The organism is Lentzea jiangxiensis, from assembly GCF_900104175.1.
In the GTDB taxonomy this organism is placed as follows: Bacteria; Actinomycetota; Actinomycetes; order Mycobacteriales; family Pseudonocardiaceae; genus Lentzea; species Lentzea jiangxiensis.
Genome location: NZ_FNIX01000026.1, coordinates 56,538 through 69,328, shown reverse-complemented (window position 1 = coordinate 69,328; position 12,791 = coordinate 56,538). Strand labels below are relative to the sequence as shown.

Here is a 12,791-nt window from a genome sequence, read left to right as displayed (position 1 = left end):
CTCGGCGGCTTGATCAACAAGTACGAACCTGCAGCGGCTTGATGCGCAGATCAGACCTGTCGGACCCTGTTTGGCACCTCACGGCATTTGCCGTTGTTCTGATCAAGACGTGAACTCCGTTTGGGGCCATGAGTGACTCTGTGCGATCATGTATGTGATCGTGATCACCAGTGACCGGGGGAGGGGCCCCAGATGGCACGGTTATCGGTTTCACTTCCAGTTATGTCTCGTTGCTAAACGTAATCGAGCTTGAGTTCATGGACGTGACCTCACTTTTCGGGCTGCCGCTCGTCGTACCGCGCGCGAACCGCTACACGCAGCTCGGCATCGCACCGGAGGCGACCGCCGCGGAAGTCCGCGCGGCGACCGACCGGTACATCGCCCGGTTGAAGGCTGACGGCGCCGGCGACGAGGAGATCGCACGGGCACACGGGCTCAGCCTGGAGAAGCCCGATGACAGGGCCGCGTACGACGCGGAACACCCGCCGTTGCCGTTGCTGCGGCTCGAGCCCGCCGGCGATCCGGTCTTCGACGACCGGGCGACCAGCCTCGCCGCGCTGCGCCGTGAGCTCGAACGGTTCCTGTTGGACGCCGGAGAGGCGGTGTACCACCCGGACGACACGACCCGGACGGACTTCACCGCGGACTTCCACCCGACTTCCCTGCTCGACGGTCAGCAGCCTGGGCGCATCAACGGATGACGGGGAACATGGACGACAAGAAGCCGAACCTGCACCGAGTCGTCGGCATCGACCTGGGTACGACGTACTCGGCGATCGCGATGTTCGACACCGACGAGGACACCGCGGTGATCGTTCCCGATCGGACGTTCGACCCGCCGGTCGACACCACGCCCTCCGTGGTCGGTTTCGACCCGGGCGTTGGCGCTGTGATCGTCGGCGCCGCGGCGAAGCAGGCGATGTCCCTGCCCGGTCGCGGCCGCGAGACCATCATCGAGATCAAACGCGAGATGGGCGCGCTCTTCAGCGAGGAGACGCTCAGGCTGTTCGGGGCGAAGGGCACCTCGTTCCGCGTGGACGATCCGCTGCGTGTCCGGCTGCACGGCGAGTGGTTGCGGCCGCAGGAGGTCAGCGCGCTGGTGCTGATGCGGATGAAGGAGATCGCCGAACGCGAGCTCGGCCACGGCGTGCACGACGCGGTGGTCACCGTGCCCGCCTACTTCACCGAGCGCCAGAAGAAGGCCACCGAGGAAGCGGCGCTGCTGGCGGGCCTGCACCCGCGGCAGCTGATCCCGGAGCCCACCGCGGCGGCGATCGCGTACGGCGTGGACCGCGCCGAGGAGGAGAGCAAGATCTACCTGGTCTTCGACCTCGGCGGCGGCACGTTCGACGTGTCGATCATCGAGACCGAGGACCGGCAGGTCTCGGTGCTCGCCACCGCCGGTGACGCGCGGCTGGGCGGCGGCGACTTCGACGCGGCGATCGCGAACTGGCTGAACGAGAAGCTGGGCCGCTCGTCCCCGAGCGAGGACGAGCGCATGCAGGCGCTGGCCGCCGCCGAGAAGGCCAAGCGCGAGCTCTCCCTGCACGAGTCCACCACGATCGACCTCGGTGGCGACACGGCGCCGGTCGAGCTCGACCGCGCCACCTTCAAGTCGTTGATCAAGCCGGCGCTGGACCGGTCGCTCAGGAAGGTGCTCGAGGCGCTGGAGATGGCGAAGGGCGGCCCGGACGAACCGCCGCTCGACGTCGACGCCGTTCTGCTGGTCGGCGGCTCGACCCGCATCCCGCTCGTGCGGGAGATGCTGGTCGACCACTTCGAGAAGGACGACGACTTCGTCCGCGCCGACGGCGATCCCGACACCCTCGTCGCGCGGGGTGCCGCGATCCTCGCCAGCCGGTTCGAGGCGTCGGACTCCTTCGACCTCAACAGGCGGCCGACCGCCGAGCGCCAGTCCGACGCCGACGACTTCGAGATCCGGTTGATCACCGAGCACACCCTCGGCGTCGGCGTGCAGGACAACAGGTTCGACCCGCTGATCGAGCGCGGCGCGAAGATCCCGACGCGCAAGGAGAAGCGCTACACCAACCAAAAGGACTCCGAGAACGTCGAGGTGCCGATCTACCAGGGCGAGTCGGCCGTGGTCTTCGACAACACCCGCGTCGGCACGATCGTCCTCGACAAGATCGAACCTCGGGAGGCCGGCCACCACCAGTTCGACATCACGTTCAAGCTCGACGTGAACGGGTTGCTGGAGGTCAAGGTGTTCCACGTCAACGCGGGCCGCGAGTACGAGGCGACGTTCCGGCAGAGCACCAGCATCGGGAAGATCGACATGCTGGCCGAGAGCAGGCGGCGGTTGTTGCGGCTGGTCGAGCCGGGCGCGGCGGAACCCGTCGAGCGCGCGGAGCCCTTCTCGTTCCAGGTCCCGCCGCCCGTCGACGTGCCCGACGACGGTCCCACCGTGGATCCCGACGCGGTGCCCGCCGAGTTCCGGCGGCTGTTCCGCAAGGTCACCGCGTGGACCGCCGGACGCGAGGCACCGGACGACCTGGTCGCCGCGCTGCGCGAGTTCACCTCGGCCGTGCGCGCGGGCACCGGGCTCGACGACCTCGCCGACCGGCTCGAGGACGCCTATGACCGCGCCCGGCGATGAGCCCGTCGGGCTGATCGCCCAGGAGCTCGACGCGGAGTACGTCGGCGTCGGCAGGCGCGGAACGCTGTACCGGGCGCCGGGCAGGCGACGCTGCTACCGGCTGATTCCGGGCGTCGAGCTCGGCGCGGAACACCGTGATGAGCTGAAACGCTGGCAGCACGAGGGACCCCGCGCGGGGCTCGCCGCCGTGGTGCCCGCCGACACGGCGGGCGACCAGCAACGTCTGGGTGGCCGCTGGTACCAGGTCGTCTGCTACGAGACCGATGCCCGGCGCAGCCTCGCCGACGCCATCGCCGATCCCGATCCTGCCCGGCGCGTCGAGGCCGTCGTCGCCGCGCTGCGCGCGTTGCCCGGCTGGTGGGAGTCGCTCGGGCCGGGCATGGTGCCGATGCCCGCCGACATCGTGCTCACCGACAGCGGGCCGCGGCTGCTGCCGCTGCCGTGCTGGGGCGCGCCGTCGTTCACCGAGCTGCTGAGCGCTCCGGAACGGGTGCTGCACCTCGCCCCCGGCCTCGCCCGCGGACAGACCGCGGTCGGCCGGGAGGAGGACGTGTTCGCGCTGGCGGCCGCCGCGTTGCGGTGCTTCGGCACCAGCCCGGACACCGACGCGGCACGGTTGCTGCACCGCACGGCCTGCGCGGTGGCACCGTGGGGAGAGCGGTTGCACGGCAGGCTGCCGGTGTGGATGCGGCGGGCCGGCCCGATCCGGGCGGTGCTGGAAGACCTGTGCGAGCTCACGACCGCACCCCGGCGTGGTGGCACGGACATCACGTGGCTGGCAGACCGGTTGCAGCGTGCGAGGAACGCCATGGACCCGGTGGCCGCGGTGCAGGCGCTGCGTGCCGCGGGGGAGCCGGACCAGGCGCTCTCGCTGGCCCAGGCGGTGCTCGTCGACGGCCCGCACTACGACGTGCTGGTGCTCGCCGCCACCATCGCCTACCAGGACACGGCCGCACCGCTCGAAGCGCTCACGCTGCTCGACCGCGCGGTGGAGGCCGACCCGGAACGCGTCGAGGCGTACGAGGAACAGATGTCGGTCGTCGCCATCGGCGAGGTGTGGGCGACGGTGCAGACACTGCTGTCCGACGCGATCGACGACTCGTTCACCCGCAGGCTCGACGCCACCGTGCAGACCGCGTTCCACCGGCTACCGCACGAGTTGCGCGCCAAGCACGCGCCGGCGATGGCGAGCCACCTCATCCGCGAGGGCCGCGTCCGCGAAGCGAACGCGTTCGCGCACAGATGGTTGCACGACGGCAAAACGCTGATGTGGTGGCGGTTCGATCTGATGATCGCCTACGCCACCACGTTCTGGCTGCTGGGCAAGCGCGCCGAAGCCGCCCAGGTCGGTGACGTGATCAGGCAGGGCCTCAAGCGCGTGCGGGACAACGGGTCCCTGGAGATCACCGCGATCGAGTTGTACGAGCTGCTGCTCGACCAGCTCGAGGAGGAAGAGGGGAACCCGTGAACGCCGTGCTGGTCGTGGTGTGCGTCGCCCTGCTCGGCGTGTGCCTGGTGGGCGCCTGGCACTTCTTCGTCGTCGTGCCGAGCCGGTGGCGTGAACCGTTGCACCGCGCGCTCGCGATCCTCGCGCGTGACGGGCACCAGCGGGCACAGCTGGAGGAGGCCGACCGGCTGCTCGACCAGGCGACGAACGCGGGCCCGCGTGGCGGCGACTTGGCCGACACGAGATTCGCACAGGCGTACGTCCGCGCGATGCTCGGCACGTACCGGCCCGAGCACCACTGGTCGGCCGCCACCCTCGTCGACAGCCTGGCCACGACCTCCGGGCAGGACCCGGCGTCCGCTCACCTCGCGATGTGGTTGCAGCACAAGCTGGAACGCCACGAACGCGTGGTGGAGCTCTACCGCGAACACGAGGCGGCACTCGCCGACCGGCCGGGCGCGCGCCTCATCGCCTCCGCGTCACATCTGCACCTCGCCGGTGCGCATTGGCGGCGCCGCGAGACCGACGAGGCCCTGCACCACTTCGACCGGGTCCGCGACCTCGGCGTTCTGACCGGAGAGATCCCGAAGGCCGCGGACAACCTCCACGTCCTCAAAGGCATCCACCTGTTCTTCGACCAACGGCGCGCTGAGGCCCGCGAGGCGTTCGACGCCGCCCGCCACCGCGCCCACGAGCGCGGGCAGAGCCGGGTCGAGGCGAGTCTGGGGCTGCTCGCGTGCGACTGGGAGACGGCCAACCCGAGGAAGCTCGACCGGTGGCTGACGCAGATCCGCAAGCAACGCGCGTGGCGGGACTGGGCCGGCGAGGCGGAGGACACGTCCGCGGACCAGGACTACCTCAGGCAGCTGGCGGCGGTGGTCGCGCTGCTGCGGGTGGTGTTGCTGCTGCGGGGCTGGGCGAACCGGCCGGAGCTGTCCGGGGTGCCGAGCTCCGAGGAACGCCACGAGCTGTCCGAGCGGCTGAACCTCATGCTGGAACTCGACGAGGAGTGGGGCGACGCCTATCTGGTCGAAGGACTGCTCTGGTACTACTTCGCCGCCAACGAGGGCCAGCGGGAGACCGGACTCGCGATCCTCGAACGCGGGATGGGCCTGCAGAGCGCCAAGGCCATCATCGTTCCCGAGGTGCTGCACCTCGTGGAGAAGGAACGCGCGCTCGGTGGGCAGGGTGACGCCCTGTCGCGCTTTCTGCGGCTGGTGCACGAGTTCCTCGCCGACCCGGCCGTGCCCGCGTCGCACCGGGCGGAGCTGCGTTCGTTGCGCGACCAGTTCGCCCGCTACGCCGATGATCTCGGCGAGGACCTGGCACTGCCGACGCGGCCGGCGTCGCCGGAGGAGTTGCGCCGGCGGATCGAGGCCGTGCGCAAGCGCATCGAGCTGATCGTCTATCCGCGGCTGCGCGACCTGCCCGACGACGCCCCGGCCCGGGTCCGGCTGCGGGAACGGCTGCAGGAGCTGGACGTGGTCGCCGACGGGTTCGCGGCACAGGCGCAGGCGCTGCACCAGAGCGAACACGAGTTGGTGATCACGACCGGAGAGTTCCTGCTGCCGCAGGAGGAATGGGACGACCATGCCGTCACCGCTGAGCTGGATCCGAACCGCGTGGACACGGCCGCCGAGCGTGGACCGTGACCGGCTGGTCGGGCTGTTGCCGCCGGTCGAGTACCGCCGGGAGACCGACGAGCGGCAGCTGTTCGACGAGGCCGCGCTGCCCGCGGCGCTGCCGTTGATGCTGAAGCTCGACCAGGAGGCCGAGTACCTGCTCTGCCGCGCGGTCGCCGAACGCGCGCTCGGTTCCGCACCCGAACCCGAAGCGCTGCCGGAATGACCGAACGCGACACTCCGGCGCTCCCGCACCTGCCGCCTCGGCTCCCCGACCTCTCGGGGCTGAGCTTCGGCGGCGGCGGGGACCTCGGCGAGCACTTCCGGCGACTGGAGGAGTTCACCCGGCGGCGCACCGAACGCACGGCGCCGCCGACGGTCTTCCTGCCGGACTTCGTGACGCTCGCCGCCGAGGACTCGCTCCAGCTCGACGACGGCGACGACCTGCTCCAGGACGCTCGCGCCAACATCGCCGACGGCGAGTACGAGATCGCGCTGGAGCAGCTCGCGGAGTTCCTGGAGATCTCGCCCGGTCACCCCGAGGCGCGGTATCTCCAGGCGTACTGCCACTACCGGCTCGGCGACCTGACGACGGCGCTGGAGACCACCCTGCCGTTGCGGACCGAACGACTGGATCCCCAGCTGCACGCGGAGGTTTTCGAACTCCGCCGCACGCTGCGCGACGTGCTGACGCCCCAGGAGATCGGCACGTTCCTCGACACCCGGCACCACGACCGGCGCGCCGCGGACGAGCGGATCGGCCGGTTCATCGAGGTCGCGCCGGAGGAGTCCGAACCGCCGTACCTGCTGGCGATCATGCAGGCGATGGACGGTGAGTACACGACGGCCTTTCGCACCGCGCGATCCGCAGCCGATGTGGTCGAGGGCGACGCGAGCCATCTCCGCGCGTTCGCGGACGCGCTCCAGACGGTGGCACTGAGACCGCTGATGACAAACGCCGTGCGTGCTCTCGCCGACGGCGCGTACCTGCACACCCGCAAGGAGTTGCGGCGACTGGATCGTGACTGGCGTGAGGCAGAGGTGGTGCGTGACTTCGACACGTATGTCGAAGGCCTCCTCCGCACCCGCCGTTCGCCCGCGAAACCGTTGCCCCCGCCCAAGCTCTCGCCCGAACGCGCCATGCGGCTGTACGAGCTGATCGCCGAGCAGTACCGCGAGGAGGCCCTCGGTCTGATCGAGGACGAGCGCTGGGCGGAGGCGGAGCGGGTGCTCGCCAAGGTCCTGCACCTCGTGCCGTCGTTCCCGCCGCCCAACTACCTGTACGCGTTCTGCCTGCTGGTGCAGGGCAAGGATCCGGAACGTGCGATCACCGCGGCCGGGATCGCCGCGCGTGACCCGCGGCTGACGCAGGCGGAAGCGCTGCTGCGCAGGGCGGTGGAGGCGAAGGAGGTCTTCGCGATCAACGCGGCGTTCGACGAGCACAACACCGCCATGGCCAAGGTCGGCAACCCGCCGACGCAGGCCCAGCTGATCGCCTTGCGCCGCACCATGGGAGAGCTGCGCGGCCGGATCCCCAGGCTCCAGGCGATGGCCAGCACGAAGGAGAACAAGCGGCACGTGCAGAAGCTCGCCGACGCGGTGGCCCAGAGGTTGGCGGAGATCGATCGCGCCATGGTCAACGTGGAGGTCAACGCGCTGGTCCTGCGCTTCAACAGGGTGGCGCAGACGCTGGGGTCCGGTCCGCTCTTCCCAGCAGACGTGATGGCGTTGCGGGACGTCTACCGCTCGGAGTTCGCGAGCATCGGCCAGGAGGCGAGGCGGCTGTTGCGCACCACCACCGACCCGCGGTCGCGCCGGGCGCTCCAGGACATCTTGACCGCAGTCGACCGGTTCGCGTGAAAGGGCAGCAGATGACCGAGCCCGAGAGCCACGACGGGTGGGACGTCTTCATCAGCTACGCGCGTGAGGACTACCAGAAGGCCAGAGACCTCGCGGACGGCCTGCACAAGTGCATCACGTCCCGGGGCGTGCCGCCCCGGATCTTCATCGACGTCGACCGCGAAGGCATCCCGCCCGGCGTCGACTGGGAGGAGTACCTGGAGACGGCGCTGCCGCGGTCCAGGTACTTCGTCGCCCTGTACTCGTTGCGGTACTTCACCAAGAACGTCTGCCAGTTCGAGCTCCAGCGCGCCGTCGACCTCAACAAGGCCGGCAAGATCGGGTTCATCCCGGTGCTGATGGAGGAGGCGGCCAAGGACAAGATCTGGTTCACCGCCAGCAAGTACAACTGGGTCGCCGTCACTCACCCGAACTGGTTCGAGACCCTGCGCACCGCGCTGGGCCTGCGACCCGCGCGAAGCCGCAGGCAGCTCCGGTTCGAGGGGCCGCTGCCCAGCGCCGTGGTCAACCACACCCTGCCCACGGTACGGGTGTCGGTCATCGGCGCCGATGGAACGACGGTGCTGGAGAGCAGTGAGCCGATCACGCTCACCACCGTGCCGCCCGACTCCGGTCTCAACGGCACGCTCGTCCACCCGACCGTGCACGGCACCGCCACGTTCGCCGACCTGTCGTTCCGCCGGGCGGTCGAGTCCGTGCGGTTGCTCGCGCGGGCACCCGGCTGCGAACCCGTCGAGACCGCGCCGATCCAGGTGAGTCCGCCCGCGCCGCAGCCCGCCGGCCCGGACCGCGTGCACCCGCGCCTGCCCGCGAGCGGACGTCAGGCGTTCTTCCCCGACGCGCGGCGGATCGTGGTGCTGGACGGTCTGCACCTGTCCGTCCACTCGCTCGACGAACCCGGCCGCAGGCAGGGCGTCACGAGCCTCGCCGGACGGCCGCGGCTGTGGGCGCGCGGACGCGACCGGGTGGCGGTCGCCGACTGGACGGGCCGCGTCGTGGTGGCCGCACCGGACGGGAGCACTCGCACGGCCGATCTCGCTCGTGCGCCCGGCCTCACCGTGCCGGGAGCGTTGGTGTTCCACGGCGACACGCTGCTCGTCGGCATGTGGAGCGGCTCCGTCTGGTCACTGGCGAGCGCGGAACCCGAGACCGTGCTCGACCATCGCGAGGGTGTGCAGCTGCTCGAGGTCGACGGCGACGGGCGGCTGCTCGTCGGTGATCTGGAGGGCGTCCTGACCGTATACGACCAGGGGCACGTCAAGGCCGAGTACGCGTTGGAACGCCTCTTGCTCGGCATCCACCACGAACCGGGGTACACGCTGATCGCGGGCGAGCACCACGTCTACCGCCTCGACAGCGGATTCGAGCGCCCGCTCGTCGTGGACCTGCCGGTCACGCAGCTCGCCGACGCGCTGGTCGGGCCGGACCTGTCGATCGTGCTCGACGGCGAGGGCCTCGGTGTCTGCTTCGACGCGGAACTGGGCGTGCACCTGGGTTTCCGCACGGTGCCCGGCGCCCGCATCGTGTGCGCGTCCCGGGACGGCAGGCTGGTCGTGTTCGAGTACCCGGACGGCTCGCACGTGCTGATGCAGGACGGCCGCATCGAGGTCACCTCGGCCCACCCGCTCGCGATCTCGCCGGACGGGCGCCTCGCGGCGACATCGGACGGCAGGGGCACGCTGGTCCTGCCGGTCGACGAGCTCGGCACCGGCGCGGAGGAACAGCCGTGACCTCGCTCGAGAACCGGCCGGAGGTGCTGCGCCCGATCGCGGAGAAGCTGCTGGCCCGCCGCGAGCAGGGCGCCGGGCTGGGCACCGACGAGCGGGACGCGTTGGCGGAGGCGTGCTTCCGGCTGGCCGTGCACCCCGCCACGCCGCCGGAGGAGGCGCTGTCGTTGCTGGCGACAGCCCACCGCGTCGATCCGGTCAACCCCAAGCACCCTTACCACGTCGGCCTGATCCACCTGCGGCACGGACGGCTCGACGCCGCGGTGAGCTGGCTGACCGCGGCGGCCGAGCTCGCTCCAGCCAACCACCGCGTCTGGGCGCACCTGTCGATCGTCCACCAGGGCCTGCACGAGCAGCGCGTCGGCGACCCATCCTACGAAGGCGAGGAGCGGCAACGGGTCGATGAGATCACATCGGCCGTTCGTGAGGGCAGGGACCTGGACAGCACGGCGCCGGCGTCGTTGTTGCGTCCCGGCAAGTCCCGTTGGTCAGGGATCCACGACATCACCGCGGAACGGGTGCTGCGCAGGCCCGCGGGTGAGCGCGGCCGGGACGTGATCGCCGAGGACCTGCGGTGGATCGCCGAGCTCGCTGAGCGGAGGGTGGGCGGTGCCGCGGCGTTCGCGGTGTCGGCCGTGCAGTGGCTGGTGCACGGGTATCCGCCCGCGACGATCCGCAGGCTCGCGGCACCGTTGGGGGACGGCCCGGCCCGGCGCGTGCTGGACCTGGTGTGCGAGCTGTTCGAGGCCGGCGAGGAGGCGGTGCCCGCACGCCTCGCCGAGTGTCTCGAACGGCGGGAGCTGCCCGATCTGCTCGTCGCGCTCGTCCACCAGCGGCGGCTGCTGTGGCGGCCGCTGCAGGTGCCGAACCTGAGCGCCTACGTGGCGGCACGGCGGTTCGTCGGCGGCGACCCGGCGGTCCACCTCGACGCGATGGCGTCCGCGCTGCGGGCCATCACCACGGCCACACCGCCGAAGACGCCAGCCGACGTCGTGACGGAGAAGGCGGCGGAGGCCGATCCGGACGTGACGCTGGCGGGGTTCGAACGGGACGCCGAAACGCTCGGGCGGCTGAAGAAGAACGCGAACGCCATCGCCAAATCGCTCGTCCGCGCCGAACTGGCGGACGCGGCCCGGATCCGTGCGGATCACGCGGTGCTGGCCCGCACCGCGAAACGGCTCGACCACATCTGCACCGAACGGGTGCGGGAACTGGAGAAGTTCGTCCAGAGCACGGCGGACCGCGCTCGCTCCGCGGATTTCAGTGACCGCTTCGAAGACTGCAAGAAGGCGTTGCAGGCGCCGAGCCCGCTGAACGGTCACCTCAGCAAGATCCGGAAAAGACTGCACTCGTGCGAGGTGTCGGACGCGGTGCCGCCGTCGGCGGGTGTTGCCGAGATCGATGCGGAACTCGAGTCCTTCGCTCCCGCGCCCCAAGCCGAGCCGATCCCGCCTCGGACCGAGCCGGCCCCGTCTCCTGCGCGGTCCGGCGATCCTCGGGAGAGAGTCGCCGCCGCGGTGGCAGCGGTCGACCGCGCTCTCGCAGACAACATCGCTCATGCCTGGAGGTCGCTCGACGCGTATCCACCGTCACTGAGCCGCCGCTCCGCGCTCGTGCTGCTGCGGTCCCACCTGAACGGCCGCCTCGCCGAGTCACTGCACCGGATGGGTGTGCACACGCCGGCTCGCAGGCACTGGCAGGCGATGCTCACCGAAAACCCGATGTCCACGGCGGTTCTGCACAACCTCGCGGTCGCACACACGGCGGCAGGCGACGTGGCCGCGGCGACCCAGTCCTGGAACCGGTACCTCGAGGCCCTCTACGGGGAGGCGCTGCTCGCGGGCACGCCGGCGCGGGGCGCGGCCGAGCGGGCCGACATCCACCGCGTGCTGGCGGGTTCGTTCGGCACGGCGGCGTTGTGCGGCAGGCAGGCCGACGACGGCACGCCCAACCCGCCGCCGCGCGGTGTCCCCGCCGAGCTGACCAGCCCGGCGCGGGTAGCACTCGCCATCGCCCACCTGCGCCTCGAGGAGCTCAACCGCGCGCTGTCGTACCGCGGCCCGGCGCTGCGCCTCGGTGTCACACGGTCGGTGCGGCGTTCTCAGCTCGACGAGGCGTTCGACGCCCGTCTGGACCTCGTCGCGACCGCCTGCGCCCCGCTGCCGAAACGCGTGCGCGCACCATTCGAAGAGCTGTGCCGCACCGCATTCCAAGCAGCACACCAAGCCGCCTGCAACCCCGGCAGCCGCGTGCGTGAGGCGACCGATCAGGACGAGGAGGCGGCGCACGTCGCCTGGACGCATGAACGCGTCCGGTGGAAGTCACGCATTGCCAACGAGTTGCTCGGCGCGGACGACTGGCCCGTCACCGAAACCTCCGGCGAGATCCTCACCAGCCTGCGCCTGCTCGACGAGCTGCGGCTGGACCCGGCCGACGAAACCGTGCGCAAGGCAGTCCTGCGACTCGGCGCGCCGTCCACGTACCTCAGGCAGCTCAACGACCTGTCCGAGCTCGCCGCCCGGTTCGCCGTCGAACGCATCTTCCGCGCCGCCGAGAACAGGCTCGACTCCTCGGCCGACTTCCCCCGCCGCTACCAGCGCCTCTGCCGCTCCTGGCACCGCAACGACGCACCCGAGCGCTACCTCGACCTGCTGGACGACCCGCACACGGTCTACCTGCCGTCGGTGGAACACGCACTCGGCCTCCTGAACAACGACGCCCCGGACCACGAGGTCCGGCACGCGGTGCTGGCGGCGTTGCCCGCCATGGAGCACTGGATCACCCGCCTGCGCGGTGCCGCAGGCCCGGCCGCCATGCTCGGCGAGCTCCTGAACGCGGTGGACGAGCAACTCCGGGCACGACCTCTGCTCGCCGAAGCCCGCGCCGCCTGCGTCCCCCGCGACTCGCTGCCGTACGTGCGCCTCTCCATCCAGTGCGACGACTTCGCGGACGCCCGCACCCGGCTGCGAAGGCTCGCAGCCAGGGGCAAACACCTGGAGGACGTGCACCGGCTGATGACCACGGTGTACCGCCGCTGGATGCAGTGGGACGGTCCTCTGCCCACGAACATGGAGATCGGCGAAGACTTCGGCGAGATGTCGTCCCTCGACGCCGGTGACGCTCGCCGCCAGCTCGTGGTCGAGGTGACAATCGCCAAACACCGGCGCCGTCCCGGCGAGGTGGACCCGGACTCACTGGCCAAAGACCTCCGCCAGCTGCTGCGCGACGACAAGGACAACTCCCACGCCCGCTACCAGCTCACCCAACTGCTCTACCAGCACGCGGTCTCGGTCCGCACCGCCATGCGCGCAACGTTCGGCGCACGCCGCGAAGCCCTTCGCGACGAACTGACGCGCCTGCGAACCGAATGCGCCAGCCACGCCTCCGCGTTGCTGGACCGCGACCCGGCTGACGACTACCACGCGCTGACGGACAAGTCCCGGTTCGAGGAGGTTCAGAAGATCGCCGCGAAGGTCCGCTGAGCGCTGTGCCTGCCAACAACTCCAGCCATTCGATCT

8 protein-coding genes are annotated in these 12,791 nt (G+C 70.6%); all 8 read left to right on the top strand.

The features are described from left to right. The first annotated feature begins 263 nt into the window (after positions 1–263). Genes BLQ91_RS36510 through BLQ91_RS36475 form a run of 8 tightly spaced genes read left to right on the top strand, consistent with a single transcriptional unit; the run spans position 264 to position 12,755 of the window. Positions 264–701: a hypothetical protein gene (locus BLQ91_RS36510; protein WP_143023004.1), complete on the top strand. Its 438-nt coding sequence runs from the start codon at positions 264–266 to the stop codon at positions 699–701. Between the two features lie 8 nt (positions 702–709). Beyond that, positions 710–2,617, top strand: a complete 1,908-nt coding sequence (locus BLQ91_RS36505) for an Hsp70 family protein (protein WP_176960151.1) — start codon at positions 710–712, stop codon at positions 2,615–2,617. Then, positions 2,598–4,085 carry a tetratricopeptide repeat protein gene (locus BLQ91_RS36500; RefSeq protein WP_090104632.1) on the top strand — a complete coding sequence of 496 codons (1,488 nt, stop codon included), beginning with the start codon at positions 2,598–2,600 and terminating at the stop codon, positions 4,083–4,085. Before BLQ91_RS36505 ends, BLQ91_RS36500 begins: the two co-directional genes overlap by 20 nt. Next, the gene (locus BLQ91_RS41875; RefSeq protein ID WP_090104631.1) at positions 4,082–5,716 is read left to right on the top strand and encodes an ATP-binding protein; all 1,635 of its coding nucleotides are present in this window, start codon (positions 4,082–4,084) and stop codon (positions 5,714–5,716) included. The genes BLQ91_RS36500 and BLQ91_RS41875 overlap by 4 nt, the downstream gene beginning before the upstream one ends. Beyond that, positions 5,706–5,912: a hypothetical protein gene (locus BLQ91_RS36490; protein ID WP_053732896.1), complete on the top strand. Its 207-nt coding sequence runs from the start codon at positions 5,706–5,708 to the stop codon at positions 5,910–5,912. Before BLQ91_RS41875 ends, BLQ91_RS36490 begins: the two co-directional genes overlap by 11 nt. Further along, positions 5,909–7,546 (top strand): tetratricopeptide repeat protein, encoded by a 1,638-nt coding sequence (locus BLQ91_RS36485; RefSeq protein WP_090104629.1) that lies wholly within the window; start codon positions 5,909–5,911, stop codon positions 7,544–7,546. The genes BLQ91_RS36490 and BLQ91_RS36485 overlap by 4 nt, the downstream gene beginning before the upstream one ends. Positions 7,547–7,557: 11 nt before the next feature. Beyond that, on the top strand, positions 7,558–9,276 hold the full coding sequence (locus BLQ91_RS36480; RefSeq protein WP_090104627.1) for a toll/interleukin-1 receptor domain-containing protein: 1,719 nt from the start codon (positions 7,558–7,560) through the stop codon (positions 9,274–9,276). After that, positions 9,273–12,755, top strand: coding sequence for a hypothetical protein (locus tag BLQ91_RS36475; protein ID WP_090104625.1), 3,483 nt, complete (start codon positions 9,273–9,275; stop codon positions 12,753–12,755). The genes BLQ91_RS36480 and BLQ91_RS36475 overlap by 4 nt, the downstream gene beginning before the upstream one ends. The last annotated feature ends 36 nt before the right edge of the window (positions 12,756–12,791 follow it).

What these genes read in the sequence shown, in the direction of transcription:
- BLQ91_RS36505 (WP_176960151.1), top strand. Translation starts at nt 710, where the DNA reads ATGGACGACAAGAAGCCGAACCTGCACCGAGTCGTCGGCATCGACCTG.
- BLQ91_RS36480 (WP_090104627.1), top strand. Translation starts at nt 7,558, where the DNA reads ATGACCGAGCCCGAGAGCCACGACGGGTGGGACGTCTTCATCAGCTAC.
- BLQ91_RS36485 (WP_090104629.1), top strand. Translation starts at nt 5,909, where the DNA reads ATGACCGAACGCGACACTCCGGCGCTCCCGCACCTGCCGCCTCGGCTC.
- BLQ91_RS36500 (WP_090104632.1), top strand. Translation starts at nt 2,598, where the DNA reads ATGACCGCGCCCGGCGATGAGCCCGTCGGGCTGATCGCCCAGGAGCTC.